This is a genomic window from Cellulomonas sp. P2_B4, from assembly GCF_056404795.1.
On the sequence record NZ_JBFUDI010000002.1, the window covers coordinates 347,329 to 362,250 of the forward strand.

Genomic DNA, 14,922 nt, shown 5'->3' on the forward strand with positions numbered 1-14,922 from the left:
ACCCTCGATCTTGGTCGAACCCTCTGTCACGATCAGCACGTGACCAGCACCGACGCGACCTGGACCGAAGCGAGCATGACCCTCGACGGTCGCCAGGTGTTCTACCGGCGCAGCCCCGACGTCGAGGGGGGCATCCCGATCGTGCACGTCCACGGGTTCGGGATCTCCGGGTCGTACCTGATGCCGACCGCGCGCCTCCTGGCCGACCGCGGCGCCAACTTCGTCCCCGACATGCCGGGCTACGGACGCAGCGAGCGCCCGCCGCACACGCTCGGGATCCCCGCGCTCGGGCACGCGCTGCTGGAGATGCTCGACACCCTAGGCTTCGAGAAGTCCATCCTCATCGGCAACTCGATGGGTGCCGTCGTCAGCCTCGAGGTCGCGCACGCCGCCCCCGAGCGGGTGCACCGGCTGGTCCTGGTCTCCCCGGCGGGCGGTGTCCACAACCAGCCGCTGAGCCGGGCGCTCAAGCAGCTCGCGACCGACGGCGTGCGCGAGAGCCCGAAGATGGCGCGCGTCGCCGTGCCGGACTACCTGAAGTTCGGCCCGATCAACACGCTGAACCTTCTCGGTGAGCTCACGCGGTTCCCGTCTCTCGAGCGGCTCATCCGCGTCCCGGTGCCGTCGCTGGCGGTCATCGGCTCGAAGGACCCGCTGATGCCCGAGCCCCGGCGCGTCCGCGAGGTCAGCAGCATCTCGCCCGACCACGTCACGGTCGTGCTCATCGAGGGCGCCGCGCACGCGATCAACTTCAGCCACCCCGGCGAGCTGGCGCACGTGATCACGTCGTGGCTGGACGACAAGGAGATCGTCGACGACCCCGACCAGCCCGGTCTGACCCGGGTGCTGCGGCTGCCGCGCGGCTGATCACGCCGTCAGTCGGTCCAGCAGGAGCGCCTGCAGCTGCGGGTCGGCCAGGGGCCGGAAGTGTCCCGGCGTGTCCAGCACGACGTCCTGAGCACCGTCGAGCGCGCTGCCGCCGGGGATGTGCGGGTCCCAGAAGGCGTGGACGGACGTGATCCGGCGGTTCACCTCGACCTCGGCGGCCAGCGCCACGATCGTCGCGTCGGACGGGATGAACGCCCGCACCGAGCGCATGGGGATCCAGCGCGCGTAGACCGAGCCGGCGAACGGCGTGTTGACCGCGACCATCGAGTCGATCCGGCCGTCGGGGTCCTGCTGCAGCATCGCGAGCTTGCCGATCAGCCCGCCCTTGCTGTGCGCGACCAGGACGACGTCGCGCAGGTCGTGCTCGACCAGGTAGGCACCGAGGACCGCCGCGGCCTCGGCGACCGGGCGGCGGTTGTAGCCCAGGGCCGGGACCGTGTGCACGCGGACGCCGTGCACGAACAGCAGCTCCCCCAGCGGCTTGAGGAACTGCCACGGCTCCCACACGCCGGGCACGAGCACCACGGGCGGCCCGACCGGTGCGTCCGGTGCCTCCCACGCGTCCGCACCCCGCGACGAGGCGAGCTGCCAGCCCAGCACGCTCGCGTAGTCCCGGGCGCGCCACCACAGGTGCCGCACGGCGCCCGGGCGGCGCGGGGTCTCAGGGTCCGGCATGCGGCCATCGTGCCGCATGCCGGACACGACATCGCTCAGACGCCCGGGGACTCGCGCTCGCGACGCTCCGGCCAGGCTGAGGCTCCTCAGGAGGACGCGGCGGCGCAGGCGGCGACGAGCAGCTCGGCAGCCCGCCGGATCTCCTCGATCTGCGCGGGCTGGAGCGCAAGCCGGTCGACCATCGTCGCCGGGATGGGCACGGCCTGGGCGCGGAGCTCGCGGCCCTCGTCCGTGAGCACGAGGAGCAGTGCGCGCTCGTCGGCGGTGTCCCGCTCGCGGCGCAGCAGGCCCATCGCCTCGAGGCGCCGGACCAGCGGCGACGTGGTGGCCGGCTCGAGGTGCAGGTGGCCCGCCAGCTCGGTCAACGAGATGGGGCCGTACTGCCACAGCGCCAGCATCGCCAGGTACTGCGGGTGCGTCAGGCCCAGCGGCTCCAGCAGGGGCCGGTAGAAGCCCACGAGGCTGCGCGCCGCGGCCGAGACCGTCAGGCAGACCTGCGCCTCGACGGCGAGCGGGTCGGGCTGCTCGTCGGACATCGCCCCTCCTCCGGGATATAGTTAGTGCACTAAGCATAGGAGACGATGTGAGCGAGAAGCGCCGCCGGGACGCCACCGAATGGCTCCTGACCTACTTCGGGCCGGCACAGGTGGGCAACATCCGGGGCCGCAGGCGCGCCCTCACCGACGCCGAGCGCGAGCGCGACAGCCAGCTCCGCCAGGAGTTCGTGCGCGTGGTCGGGCCGGACGGTCGCACCTTCCTGGTCGAGCGCGACCACGACGGGTGAACCTGCGCTTCATCCTTCCGAGTGAGGCGCGAGCCTGCCAACGTGGACATTCCGGACATCCACGAGGGGGCAGACCATGGTTCGACTTCGCACCACCCTGACCGCGGCCGCGCTGGCCGCCGGAGCACTCCTGGCAGCCGCCGGGCCCGCGGCGGCCTGTCCCGCGGACCCGCGGGCGAACCCCACGTACTGGGAGTACGGCGGCGTGTACGACTGCTCGCGGACCGACCTGCCGCCCGGCGTGCACACCTGGACCAAGCCGTCGGCGGTGGCGTTCGTCGCCATCAAGCACGGGCGGCAGTACTTCGTGAGCGACCTCGGGGACGCCAACGAGGGTGACCGTACCTACACCTTCGACCGGAGCATCCGGTTCGTCGTCACCTGCCTGTTCACCGACGTCTGACGGGCCCGTTCAGGCGGGGATCAGCTGCAGGGCGCGCGCACGCCGGACCGCTTCGTTGCGACGAGCGGCGCCCAGCTTGCGCAGGATGTTGCGCACATGGGTGCGCACCGTGTTGACCGACACGAACATCGCGGCCGCGATCTCGTCGGTGGACAGCATGGCCGCCAGGTGGCCCAGCACCTCGCGCTCCTTCTCGGTCAGCGGCTCGACGAGGTCTCGCACGGGCTCGGCGCTCATCGGGTCCGGCCGCACCGGCCGACCCTGGGTCGAGCGCGCCGGCGCCCGGACCGCGCCCTCCTCGAGCAGGAGCCGACGCACGTCCGCGGACGCCTCACGGAAGGGTCGTCGCAGCTGTTCCGGCGCGGCGATGCTGAGCGCGCGCTGCACGGCCCGGCGAGCCGCGGCCGGCTCCCCCAGGCTCAGTCGTCGCGACGCCTCGAGCAGCCAGCCCTCGACGCGCGCCGCGAGCGTGGCGCCCGGGTCGGGCTCCGGGTGCGAACCGTCGGCCCACTGGGCCAGGCGCACCTGCCAGAGCAGCCGCTGACCACCGACACTCGTCCGGTCCGCGAGGGCGGCGTGCCGCTCGAGGGCGGTCGACGGCAGGCCCTCCGCGAGGTCGAGCGCGGCGAGCTCGAGCATCAGCAGGTCGGCGAGCCATGCCGGCTCCTCGGGCGGAACCGCCAGTGCGGCCCGCGCGCCCTCGAGGTCGCCCGCCGCCCGGCGCAGCCGGGCGTCGAGCACCGCGAGCAGCACGCCTGGCACCGGGTCGGCCGTCGTCACCGCGACGGCGCCGGCCCGACGCAGCTGTGTGCGCGCGAGGTCGAACGCGTCGCCCTCGGCGTCCACCCAGGCCAGTGCGAGCTGTGCGCACGGGTCCGCGGCGCCCGGCAGTGCCAGCGCGCGTTCCGCGAGCGCCCGAGCCGTGCGCAGCTGCCCGGAGACCGCCTCGACCAACGCGTGCCGACCCAGTCGGGCGTCGATGCCGCGGTACGCCTGCGCCGCCTCCTCCAGCCGTCCCAGGACGAGGAGCGCGTCGCCGCGGCGGGCTCCGATCGCCGCCGCGAGCCCCGGACCCGCGACGACCGCCTGCGTCGTCCGGTCGGCCGCCGCCAGGGCGTCCTCCGCGTCGCCGGAGCCGGACGCGACGGCCAGGTCGAGGAGGTCGAGGGCTACGGCTGCGGCCGGCGACACGGCCGTCGCCGCGGCCCGGGCCTCGGCCGCCTGGGCAGCCGCCTCGCCCAGGTCCTCGCGGGTCGCCGCGGCAACCGCGCGCACGATCGCGGCGCCGGCACCCGGCGTCCCTGCGGGCATCGGGTCGAGCACGGGCAGCAGGTCGGTGCGCGACGGGCCGAGCAGGCTCTCGGCGACTCCGGCCTCGATCGCGTAGCCGGCCGCGTCCTGCCACGCCCCGGCGCTGGCGGCCTGCCGGGTCGCCTCGTCGAACCGGCCGAGCCCGGCCAGCCACCGTCCGACCCGCTGGTGCAGGTCCTGCGCCCTGACGGGCTCGTCGACGATCAGCTGGTCGTAGAGCAGCTCCCGGACGAGAGGGTGCACGCGGAGCGACCCGGGGTGCTCCGGCACCTCCTCGACGAAGGCCCACCCCAGCCGCTCCAGCCGCCGACCGGCGCGCGGGCCGCCCAGAGCGTCGACCAGGCCCGGCGGGAGGAGCTCGACGACGCTGCAGTCCAGCAGGAGGCGGCGGTCGGGGACGTCCAGAGCGTCGAGGACCTCCGTGCGCAGGTACTCCGCGACAGGTCCGGCCGAACCCGTCAGATCGCGGACCGACGCCTCGGCACCGCCCCGACGCGTGGCGTCGAGGACCGCGAACCTCAGGCCCGCGGCCCAGCCCCACGTGCGCAGGTGCAGCGAGCGGCTCGTGTCGCGGGACCGCACGAGCCGGCTCGAGGCGAGCAGGGCGGTCACCTCCTCGGGGCGGAACGAGAGATCGCCTGCCCGCAGCTCGGTGACCGAGCCGTCCAGCCGGTGACGCTGCAGGGGCAGTGGAGGGTCGGTGCGCGCCAGCACCACGAGCCGGAGCCGACCCAGGGAGTGCCGCAGCACGCGCTCGAGGCCCTCGGCGAGGTCCACGGGCACCGGACCGTCGCAGTCGAGCACCAGCACGACCCCGCCGGGGTGCGCCGCGACGTGCGCGCCGACCATCGTCGGGAGCGCCCGACGGTCCTGCTCCCGGTCGCCGAGCGACATCAGCGACGGCACCCGCACCCCGGCGCCGCGCAGGGCGTCGACGATCGTCCCCCACGGCGCGGGACCGTCGAGGTCGGTGCGGTCGAACGACACCCACGCGAGCGGCCCCCGGACGGTCGCCGCCCAGGTGGACACGGCCACGGTCTTGCCGGCGCCCGCGGGGGCGACGACGAGAGCGAGCGGGACGTCGACGGACAGGGCCTCGGTCAGCCGGGGGCGCTCGAGGACGTGCGGTGCGGGCGCCGGGATGCCGACGGCAGCGGCCGGTGGTCGGTCGACCGTCCCGTGCGGAAACGTGCTGCTGCTCATCGCCCGTCCCCTTCGCGAGTATGCCGACCGCAGGGCACGTCGTGCTGGGTTCCCCCCCGGCAAGACCGCTCCGTTGGCCAGTCAAGCCCTCGGAACGAGACGGGACAAGGGTCTACCTACCTCATTCAGGGAAAATGTTCGTGCTGGTCAGGGTCGTTCAGGCACCGCTCGCACCCGCGTTCCGCCGGTACGGGTCGCGATGCGTGTCCACCGGCTGCGTGATGAATGCCCGCTCGCGACGGATGCCTCGGGAGAACGCCACGAGCCACGTCATGATCGCTGTGAACCGGTTGCGATAGCCCGTCATGAACGCGATGTGGATGAAGAGCCAGACCAACCAGCCGAAGCGGCCGGTGAGGTGCAACGGTCCCGCCGAGACCACCGCCCTGCCGCGACACAGGTAGGCCGCGGTCCCGAGATCGAGGTACCGGAACGGTTTCGGCGCCCCTTTGCCCTCGACCTGGTGCCGGATGTGCCGGCCCGCGTAGGCGCCGGACTGCATCGCGACCTCGGCCAGCCCGGGCATGCCGTTCAGGGTCATGACGTCGCCGACCACGAAGATCTCGGGATGGCCCTCGATGGTGCAGTCCGGGCCCACGGCGATGCGGCCGGACCGGTCGTGCTCCGCACCGGAGGCCTCGGCGATCCTGGCCGCCAGCGGGGGCGCCTCGACGCCGGCGGTCCACAGGATCGTGCGCGCGTCGTAGCGCACGTCGTTGCCGGCCTCGCTCACCTGGAGCCCGCCTGCATCCACCGACGTCACCCGCGCACCCATGTGCAGCTCGACGCCGAGATGGGTCAGCCGCTCGGCCGCCTTGGCGGACAGCGTGGGCCCGAACGCCTTCAGGGGTGCGTCCCCGCCGTCGAACAGCAGGACCCGGGCGTCCTGCGGGCTGATCGTGCGGAACTCCTCGCTCAGCGTCTGCGTGGCGAGCTCGCGGATCTGGCCGGCCAGCTCGACGCCCGTCGGTCCCCCGCCGACGAGCGCGAACGTCAGCCACTGGGTCCGCTCCTCGTCGCTGGACGCGGTCTCGGCCAGCTCGAACGCCCCGAACACCCGGCGCCGGATGGCCAGGGCGTCGGAGATCGTCTTCATCCCCGGCGCGAACTGCGCGTATTCGTCGTGCCCGAAGTACGACTGACGCACGCCCGCCGCGACGATCAGATGGTCGTACGGCAGCTCGAGGGCGTCGCCGCCGGGGCGGACGGCGTGCACCACCCGTCGCTCGACGTCGACGTCCTCGACCTCGGCGAGCAGGCACTCGACGTTCTTGTGCCTCTTGAGGACGTCGCGCAGAGGTGCGGCGATCTGCCCCTCGGACAGGATTCCCGTGGCGCACTGGTAGAGGAGCGGCTGGAAGAGGTGGTGACCGTTGCGGTCCACCAGCACGATGTCGACCGCGGACTTCTTCAACGAGCGCGCGGCGAACAGGCCGGCGAAACCGCCGCCGACGATCACCACCTTCGGGCGGGCCATCAGCCGGTCGGGTCGTGCCAGACGGCGCCGTCGGGCAGCAGCGCGTCGGCCTGCGCCGGTCCCCAGCTGCCCGGGGCGTAGGCGTGCACCGGGATGTCGCCCGTGAGGATCGGGTCCACCACGTGCCACGCCGCCTCGACGGTCTCCTGCTGCGCGAACAGCCAGCGCTGGCCCTCGAGCGCCGCGCCGATGAGCCGGTCGTACGGTCGCATGTCGCCGGCAGCCTGCTCCGCGAACGAGAGGTCCTCGACCTGCTGGTTCCACCCGGCGCCCGGCTTCTTGCCCACGAGCGTCAGGCCCACCGCGACCTCCGGCCAGATCCGGAACCGGAGCTCGTTCCTGACGGCGGAGTCCTTCAGGCCGAAGATGTCGTGCGGCGGGCGGCGGAACTGGAACGAGATCTCGGTCGACGTCACGGCCAGGCTCTTGCCCGCACGGATCAGGATCGGGACGTCGGCCCAGCGCCACGAGTCGCACGCGAGGCTGACGGCGGCGTACGTCTCGGTCGTCGAGCCCGGCGCCACTCCTGCGACGTCGTGGTACCCGTCGTACTGGCCGAACACCGTGTGCGCGGCGTCGAGCGGACGCAGTGCCTCGATCACCGCCGACTTCGAGGCCGACCACGAGGTGACGTCGGGTCCCGACGGCGGCTCGGCCAGCACGCTGGCGAGCACCTGCAGCATGTGGTTCTGGATGACGTCCCGGATGGCGCCGGTGCGATCGTAGAAGCTGCCGCGGTCGGCCACGTCGAACGCCTCGGCCATGGTGATCTGCACGCTCTTCACGTGCGTCCGGTTGAGCAGCGGCTCGACGATCGAGTTGGCGAACCGCGCGAACAGCACGTTCTCCAGAGGGTCCAGGCCGAGCCAGTGGTCGACGCGGTACACCGACCCCTCGTCGAACACCTCGTGCATCGTGGCGTTGAGCGCCTGCGCGCTCCCCAGGTCGGTGCCGAACGGCTTCTCCACCATGACGCGCGCACCGGCGGCCCGCCCGGCCCCCGCGATCCCCTTGGCGATGCGTCCGAACAGCGGCGGCGGGACCTCGAGGTAGTACAGGGCCCGGCTGCCAGAACCCATCGCCTCCGACATGGCCGTGTAGGTGGCCGGGTCGTCGAGGTCGCCGTCGACGTACTTCAGCAGGGAGAGCATCGTCGTCGCCGCGGGCGTCGTCGGGTCCATCCCGTTGAGCCGGAGCGACGCGGCCGCATACTCCCGGAACTGGTCGAGCCCCCACCCGCTCTTGGCCACCCCGATGATCGGCACCGTGAGCACGCCACGGTCGACGAGCCCGACCAGAGCGGGGAACGTCTCGAGCTTGGCCAGGTCTCCGGTCGCCCCGAAGATCACCAGGGCGTCCATGGGTTCGGTCGGCATGTGTACTCGAGCTCCTTCAGGACGGGGTCAGGACAGGCGTGCCGCGATGTGGTCCCCCACGCGCAGCGCGTTGGCGATCGCGGTCAGCGAGGGGTTCACGGCGCCGATGCTCGGGAAGAAGCTCGTGTCGACGACGTAGAGGTTGTCCACGTCGTGCGCCTTGCAGAACGGGTCGAGCGCCGAGCTCGTCGGGTCGGAGCCGAAACGGACGGTGCCGGCCTGGTGCGCGGTCGCTCCGATCGGCATGCCCTTGTGGAAGTAGATGCTGTGGTCGAGGAGGTCGTGGTCCTCCATTCCGAGGGCGGGCAGCATCGACTGGAGCTTGTGGCGCAGGCGCTTGACGCCCTCGATGTTGTTGTCCTCGTCCAACGCCAGGTGGACGCTGTCGTCGGCCCCCAGGGTCACGCGGCTCTCCGGCAGCGGCAGGTCCTCTCCGCACAGCCAGAAGTCGACCGAGTGGTGGGCGACGAGCTCGAGCGGGAACTTCGGCGAGAGCTTGCCCAGGTGCATCGGCGCGTTCGAGCGCACCTGCTCGGCGTCCGCCTTGCCGAGCATCTGGATCCCGCCCAGCGGGAAGTCCCAGTCGTCGGACCCGGCGTACCAGTCGTTCAGCGCGAGCGTCTTCTGGAACCGCGTCGGGTTCGGCGTGCGCGAGAGCCCCATGACCGCGAGGTTGTTGTGCCGCATGTAGTGCCGGCCGACGACGTCCGAGCTGTTGGCCAGCCCGTTGGGGTGGTTGTCGTTCCGGGAGCGCAGCAGGAGTACCGCCGAGTTGACCGCCCCCGCCGACACCACGACGACGTCCGCGCTGAACGTCACCGTCGAGCCGTCCTCGACCTGCGCGACGACCCCGGTGACGGTCCGCCCGGACGCGTCGGTCTCGAGCCGGAGCACCTGGGCGTGCGTGATCATCGACACGTTCTCGTACTCCAGTGCCGGATCCACGCACAGCACCTGCGCGTCGGACTTGGCGCCGAGCAGGCACGGGAAGCCGTCCACCCTGTTGCAGCGGATGCACGCGCTCGTCTGCGTGGCGTTGCCGTCCGCGTCCTGCGTGAGGTCCACGCCGATCGGCAGGTGGAACGGGTGCAGGCCCACCCGCTCGAGGTCGTCGCTCAGCTGCTGGATCCGGGGCTCGTGCTTCACGGCCTCGTACGCGTACTGCGCGCTGGCGTGGCCCTCGGTGGGGTCCTCGCCGTGATGCCCGTGCACCTTGTACAGGTGCTCGGCCTGCGTGTAGTACGGCTCGAGGTCGTCATAGCTGATCGGCCACGCCGGGGAGAGGCCCCCGTGGTGCCGGATCTCGCCGAAGTCCTCGGGCCGCAGCCGGAAGAGCGCGGCGCCGTAGAACTTGGTGTTGCCGCCCACGTAGTAGTTGACCTCGGGGGGGAACTCCTTGCCCTGGCCGTCGTACCAGAACTCGGGCGCGCGGTACTTGCCGCGCACGAAGACGGCTGACGAGGACCAGTTGTCGATCTCACGCGGAAGGTAACCCCCGCGTTCGAGCAGCAAGATCTTCTTCCCGGTGGGCGCCAGACGATGGACGAGCGTCCCTCCGCCTGCGCCGGACCCGATCACGATGACGTCGTATGTCTGCGCTTCGGCCACGGAACGACCGTCGTCTTCCCGCCTGCCGGCGTCATCGTCCGGCGCGGATGATGACGGTTTGTGTGAAAGACGACGATGATCCCCCGAGGCGCACGACACCGGCCGACCTCCGGAGGACGACGCATGAGCGAGCTGGACCTCGCGCGGACCCAGTTCGCGATGACGTCGATCTACCATTTCCTCTTCGTCCCGGTGACGATCGGGCTCAGCTTCCTGATCGCCCTGCTGCAGACGTCCTGGCACCGCACGGGCCGGCCGGAGTACCTGCGGCTCACCAAGTTCTTCGGGACGCTCCTGGTCATCAACATCGCGGTCGGGGTGGTGACCGGCCTGGTCCAGGAGTTCCAGTTCGGCATGAACTGGTCCTCGTACGCGCGCACCGTCGGCGACGTCTTCGGCGCCCCGCTGGCGATGGAGGGCCTGGCCGCGTTCTTCCTGGAGTCGACGTTCCTGGGCCTGTGGATCTTCGGCTGGAACGTGCTGAGCCCGCGCATCCACCTCCTGACCATCTGGGCCGTGGCGCTCGGCGGCGTGGGGTCGGCGGCGTTCATCATGGCGGCGAACTCATGGATGCAGAATCCCGTCGGGTACGAGATCAACCCCGACACCGGCCTGCCCCAGCTCAACGACATCGCTGCGCTGCTCACCAACCCGGTGTTCCTGCGCGGCTACCTGCACGTGGTCCTCGCGTCGCTGATCACGGGCGCCATCATCATGCTCGCGATCTCCGCGTGGCAGCTGCGCAAGGGCAAGGAGCCCGAGGTCTTCCAGCCGGCGGCGCGCCTGTCGCTGGTGCTCGTCGTTCCCGCGCTGCTGGTCAACATGCTCGTCGGCAGCGAGCTCGGCGTGACCGAGGCCGACTTCCAGCCGATGAAGATCGCCGCGTCGGAGGCCCAGTGGGAGACGTGCCAGCCCTGCTCGTTCTCGGTCTTCCAGATCGGCGGCGGCAAGAACGACCACGACCCGGTCAAGGTCATCGAGATCCCCCACCTGCTCTCGCTCCTGGCCACCAACTCGTGGAACGGCAAGGTGATCGGCCTCGACGAGCTGCAGAGCCAGTACGAGACGGAGTACGGCCCGGGCGAGTACGTGCCCAACGTGTTCATCCAGTACTGGGCGATGCGGGTCATGGCCTACACGGCGGGGCTGCTGCTGCTGTTCACCCTCTGGGGACTGTGGCGGCTGTGGCGAAAGAAGCTGCCGACGTCGACCCTCTTCCTGCGCCTCGCCGTCTGGGTCGCGATCCTGCCGTTCGTCATCAACACCGCCGGCTGGGTGCTGACCGAGAACGGGCGGCAACCATGGATCGTCCAAGGGCTCCTGCTGACGAAGGACGGGGTCTCACCGTCGGTGAGCACCGCCGAGGTCGTGATCAGCGTGGTCGTCTTCTTCCTGCTCTACGCGACACTGACCCTGATCGCCTGGATCCTCATGACGCGCTACGCGCGAAAGGACCTCCCCCCCGGTCCCGCGTCCGAGCCCGAGCAGCCGGTCGACGTCCCGGCCATGACCTTCTGAGCGGGGAAACTCATGACGCTTCCTGAGCTGTGGTTCATCCTCATCGCCGTCCTGTGGACGGGCTTCTTCATCCTCGAGGGCTTCGACCTGGGCGTCGGCATGCTGCACGGGCACATCGGCGGGTCCGAGGCCGGCAAGCGCGCGGCGGTCGGGACGATCGGTCCGCTCTGGGATGGCAACGAGGTGTGGTTGGTCGTGGCCGCGGCCGCGATGTTCGCCGCGTTCCCCGCCTGGTACGCCACCACGTTCTCTGCGGCGTACCTGCTGGTGGTGCTCCTGCTCGTCGCGCTGATCGGTCGGGGCGTGTCCTTCGAGTACCGGGGCAAGCACGACTCGGCCGCGTGGCGCCGGACGTGGGACGGCCTCATGACCGTCGGCAGTGTCGTCGTGCCGCTCGTCATCGGCATCATCCTGGGGAGCCTGCTCAACGGCCTGCCCGTCGACGAGGACCAGGAGTTCACCGGCTCGATCGTCGATCTTCTCCAGCCGTACCCGATCTACTTCGGGCTGACCCTCGTCGTGGTCTGCCTGCTGCACGGGTCCGTCTTCCTGTGGCTCAAGACGAGCGACGACCTCGAGGAGCGCAGCGCACGGTTCGCCTCCCGCATCGCGCCCCTCGCGGCCGTCGTCGTGCTCGCGTTCGTGGTCTGGACGCACGTCGTGGCCGACAAGGGGGTGCTGATCAACGTCCTGCAGGTCGTCGCCGTCGTCGCGGTGGTCGCTGCGTGGTGGCTGGTGCACGAGAAGGCGGCGGGCTGGGCGTTCGTCGCGACCTGCGTCACCATCGCCACCACCCTGCTGGGGTTGTTCGTCGACCTCTACCCGCGCCTCCTGGTCTCCACGACGAGCTCGTCCAACGACCTGACGGTGGTCAACTCCGCCTCGGGCGACTACGCGCTCAAGCTGATGACGATCATCACCGTCGTGTTCCTCCCGCTGATCCTGCTCTACCAGGGGTGGACGTACTACGTGTTCCGTGCGCGCGTGCGGACCGAGGACTTCGAGAAGCAGGACGCGCACTACTAGACCCGCGTCGTCGGGATCCTCCGGCCGAACGCCACCGTCTCCACATGCGCGCCCCGTGCACGTCCTCTGCACGGATGAGGGCCTCCGGCGTCTGGGCGAACCACCTCGGGCGTCGGTGTGAGTCGTCCCCTGCGGCCGGATATGCGCGCTAAGGTCGCAATGTTCTGCCGCACCATCCATGCCAGGGCGTACAGCGCGACGAAAGGACTGCCCACCATGACCGACGACCTCGCCGGTACCGAGAGCCTCGAAGAGACTGGTCCCATCGACTATCTCGTCGTCGAGTTCCCCCGGACCAACTTCACCGGCGAAGCGTTTCCGCTGCTGCTCGACCTGGTCGACAACAACACGATCCGCATCCTCGACCTCGTCTTCGTGCTGAAGGACGGCGACGGGAACGTCGGCGCGATCGAGCTCGACCAGCTCGACGGCGGCGGCTTCGACCTGACGATCTTCGCCGGGGTCCACTCCGGCCTGATCGGTGACGACGACGTCGCCGAGGCCGGCGAGGCGCTCCTGCCCGACACCGCGGCCGCGGTCCTCGTCTACGAGAACGTCTGGGCGGCACCGTTCGCCGCCGCGCTGCGCCGGGCCGGGGGCCAGCTCGTGGCGAGCGGCCGCATCCCCGTCCAGGCCATCCTGGCGAAGCTGGACGAGCTCGACGCCGAGTGACCCTCCCCCCTCACCACCCGAGAAAGGCCAGACCATGCCAGGACTGATCCGTGGTGTCGCCCGGACCGCCGTCATCGCCGGCACCGCGACCCATGTCTCCAACAACGTGTCCCGCCGTCAGGCGGGCCGCTGGAACGCGAAGGAGCAGCAGCAGGCCGCCCAGCAGGCGCCGCAGTACGCGGAGCCGCAGTACGCGCCGCCGCCCCCGCAGCCCGCCTACGCCGCTCCGGCGCCCGCCGCCGCACCGGCCGACATGGACGCCAAGCTCGCCCAGCTCGCACAGCTCGGTGCGCTGCGCGACGCCGGCGTCCTGAGCGACATCGAGTTCGAGGTCCAGAAGAACAAGATCCTCACCTCCTGAGGACCGCCGTACCGCACGCCCGGGGACGTCTCGTCCCCGGGCGCGCGTGTGCCTGGACGCAGCTCTGAGGCGGTCCCTGCGCGACGAGAGGCCCGGAGGACGTCCTCCGGGCCTCTCGTCGGTACGGCTGGATCAGGCGACGCGGCCGCTCGAGCGCTCGTCGTCACCGATCTTGTGCACCACGATCGAGTTGGTCGAGCCCACGACGCCGACCGGCGCGCCCGCGACGACGACGACGTAGTCGCCGACCTCCGCGAGGCCGTTCGCACGCAGGGTCGAGTCGACCTGGTTCACCATCTCGTCAGTGCTCTCGACCTGCGGCGACCGGTAGGTCTGGACGCCCCAGCTCAGCGAGAGCGTGTTGCGCACGTCCTCGACGGGCGTGAACGCGAGCAGCGGGATCGCCGAGCGCAGGCGCGACATCCGGCGCGCCGAGTCGCCCGACTGCGTGAACGTGACGAGGTACTTCACGTCGAGCGTCTCGCCGATCTCGGCGGCCGCGCGCGTGATCGCGCCACCGCGGGTGTGCGGCGTGGAGCCCAGGGGCGCCATCCGCTCGCGGCCCATCTCCTCGGTCGCCTCGATGATCCGCGCCATCGTGCGCACGGTCTCGATCGGGTAGTCGCCCACCGAGGTCTCGCCCGAGAGCATGACGGCGTCGGCACCGTCGAGCACCGCGTTGGCGCAGTCCGAGGTCTCGGCGCGGGTCGGGCGCGGGCTCGTGGTCATGGACTCGAGCACCTGGGTGGCGACGATGACCGGCTTGGCGTTGCGGCGGGCCAGCTCGACCGCACGCTTCTGCACCAGCGGAACCTGCTCGAGCGGCAGCTCGACGCCCAGGTCGCCGCGGGCGACCATGATGCCGTCGAACGCGGCGATGATCTCGGCCAGGTTCTCGACGGCCTGCGGCTTCTCGATCTTGGCGATGACCGGGACGACCCGGTTCTCCTCCTCCATGATCCGGCGCACGTCCGTGTAGTCCTCGGCGGAGCGCACGAACGACAGCGCGATGATGTCCGCGCCGACGCGCAGGGCCCAGCGCAGGTCGTCCTCGTCCTTGTCGCTCATGGCGGGGACGGAGACGGCGACACCGGGCAGGTTGAGGCCCTTGTTGTTCGAGACGGGTCCGGGGACCTCGACGCGGGTGACCACGTCGTTGCCCTCGACGGCCGTGACGCGCACGAGCACCTTGCCGTCGTCGATGAGGATCGGGTCGCCCACGCGCGCGTCGCCGGTCAGGCCCTTGTGGGTCGTGGAGACGCGCTCCTTGGTGCCCTCGACGTCGTCGGTCGTGATCGTGAACACGTCACCGACCGCCAGGCTGTGCGGACCGTCGACGAAGCGGCCCAGGCGGATCTTGGGGCCCTGCAGGTCGACCAGGACGGCGACCGAGCGGCCGGACGCCTGCGCCGCTGCGCGGACGTTGTCGTACACGCGCTGGTGCACCTCGGTGTCGCCGTGGCTGCGGTTGAGCCGCGCCACGTCCATCCCGGCGTCGACGAGTGCCTGGATCTGCTCCGCGGACTCCGTGGCCGGGCCGATGGTGCAGACGATCTTTGCTCTACGCATGGGGCGAGCCTATGCCTTCCGTGTTTTTCGTGGCTGACCGCACGCCCCGGT

14 protein-coding genes are annotated in these 14,922 nt (G+C 71.1%); 7 read left to right on the forward strand and 7 right to left on the reverse strand.

The window, feature by feature from the left end:
- The first annotated feature begins 39 nt into the window (after positions 1-39).
- Positions 40-867 carry an alpha/beta fold hydrolase gene (locus AC1DZC_RS04245; RefSeq protein ID WP_477039148.1) on the forward strand — a complete coding sequence of 276 codons (828 nt, stop codon included), beginning with the start codon at positions 40-42 and terminating at the stop codon, positions 865-867.
- Here AC1DZC_RS04245 and AC1DZC_RS04250 read toward each other — a convergent pair whose 3' ends face one another.
- Together AC1DZC_RS04250 and AC1DZC_RS04255 are read right to left on the reverse strand one after the other, a co-directional pair.
- Positions 868-1,563: an esterase/lipase family protein gene (locus AC1DZC_RS04250; protein WP_477042377.1), complete on the reverse strand. Its 696-nt coding sequence runs from the start codon at positions 1,561-1,563 to the stop codon at positions 868-870. It lies immediately after the preceding gene.
- Between the two features lie 86 nt (positions 1,564-1,649).
- Positions 1,650-2,099: a MarR family winged helix-turn-helix transcriptional regulator gene (locus tag AC1DZC_RS04255; protein WP_477042378.1), complete on the reverse strand. Its 450-nt coding sequence runs from the start codon at positions 2,097-2,099 to the stop codon at positions 1,650-1,652.
- Positions 2,100-2,146: 47 nt separating this feature from the next.
- Between AC1DZC_RS04255 and AC1DZC_RS04260 the strand changes: the two genes are divergently transcribed.
- Together AC1DZC_RS04260 and AC1DZC_RS04265 are read left to right on the forward strand one after the other, a co-directional pair.
- Entirely contained in the window at positions 2,147-2,347 is a 201-nt protein-coding gene (locus tag AC1DZC_RS04260; protein ID WP_477039151.1) for a hypothetical protein, read from the forward strand.
- A gap of 76 nt (positions 2,348-2,423) precedes the next feature.
- The gene (locus tag AC1DZC_RS04265; protein WP_477039152.1) at positions 2,424-2,750 is read left to right on the forward strand and encodes a hypothetical protein; all 327 of its coding nucleotides are present in this window, start codon (positions 2,424-2,426) and stop codon (positions 2,748-2,750) included.
- A 9-nt stretch (positions 2,751-2,759) separates the two neighbouring features.
- On the opposite strand, the gene AC1DZC_RS04270 is transcribed toward AC1DZC_RS04265, so the two are convergent.
- The 4 genes from AC1DZC_RS04270 to AC1DZC_RS04285 all read right to left on the reverse strand — a co-directional run bounded on the left by AC1DZC_RS04270 (position 2,760) and on the right by AC1DZC_RS04285 (position 9,725).
- The gene (locus AC1DZC_RS04270; RefSeq protein ID WP_477042379.1) at positions 2,760-5,264 is read right to left on the reverse strand and encodes a LuxR C-terminal-related transcriptional regulator; all 2,505 of its coding nucleotides are present in this window, start codon (positions 5,262-5,264) and stop codon (positions 2,760-2,762) included.
- A gap of 157 nt (positions 5,265-5,421) precedes the next feature.
- Positions 5,422-6,741: an NAD(P)/FAD-dependent oxidoreductase gene (locus AC1DZC_RS04275; protein WP_477039154.1), complete on the reverse strand. Its 1,320-nt coding sequence runs from the start codon at positions 6,739-6,741 to the stop codon at positions 5,422-5,424.
- Complete coding sequence (locus tag AC1DZC_RS04280) at positions 6,741-8,117, reverse strand: glucose-6-phosphate dehydrogenase (protein ID WP_477042380.1); 1,377 nt, start codon at positions 8,115-8,117, stop codon at positions 6,741-6,743. The genes AC1DZC_RS04275 and AC1DZC_RS04280 overlap by 1 nt, the downstream gene beginning before the upstream one ends.
- Positions 8,118-8,144: 27 nt before the next feature.
- Complete coding sequence (locus tag AC1DZC_RS04285; RefSeq protein WP_477042381.1) at positions 8,145-9,725, reverse strand: GMC family oxidoreductase; 1,581 nt, start codon at positions 9,723-9,725, stop codon at positions 8,145-8,147.
- 123 nt (positions 9,726-9,848) lie between these two features.
- Here AC1DZC_RS04285 and AC1DZC_RS04290 point away from each other — a divergent pair, with 123 nt between their 5' ends.
- The 4 genes from AC1DZC_RS04290 to AC1DZC_RS04305 all read left to right on the forward strand — a co-directional run bounded on the left by AC1DZC_RS04290 (position 9,849) and on the right by AC1DZC_RS04305 (position 13,302).
- The gene (locus AC1DZC_RS04290) at positions 9,849-11,243 is read left to right on the forward strand and encodes a cytochrome ubiquinol oxidase subunit I (protein WP_477039157.1); all 1,395 of its coding nucleotides are present in this window, start codon (positions 9,849-9,851) and stop codon (positions 11,241-11,243) included.
- 12 nt (positions 11,244-11,255) lie between these two features.
- Positions 11,256-12,269, forward strand: coding sequence for a cytochrome d ubiquinol oxidase subunit II (cydB, locus tag AC1DZC_RS04295; RefSeq protein WP_477042382.1), 1,014 nt, complete (start codon positions 11,256-11,258; stop codon positions 12,267-12,269).
- 216 nt (positions 12,270-12,485) lie between these two features.
- Positions 12,486-12,941 carry a DUF6325 family protein gene (locus AC1DZC_RS04300; protein ID WP_477039159.1) on the forward strand — a complete coding sequence of 152 codons (456 nt, stop codon included), beginning with the start codon at positions 12,486-12,488 and terminating at the stop codon, positions 12,939-12,941.
- A gap of 34 nt (positions 12,942-12,975) precedes the next feature.
- Positions 12,976-13,302, forward strand: coding sequence for an SHOCT domain-containing protein (locus AC1DZC_RS04305; protein WP_477042383.1), 327 nt, complete (start codon positions 12,976-12,978; stop codon positions 13,300-13,302).
- A gap of 132 nt (positions 13,303-13,434) precedes the next feature.
- Here AC1DZC_RS04305 and pyk read toward each other — a convergent pair whose 3' ends face one another.
- Positions 13,435-14,871, reverse strand: coding sequence for a pyruvate kinase (pyk, locus tag AC1DZC_RS04310; protein ID WP_477042384.1), 1,437 nt, complete (start codon positions 14,869-14,871; stop codon positions 13,435-13,437).
- Between the last annotated feature and the right edge of the window lie 51 nt (positions 14,872-14,922).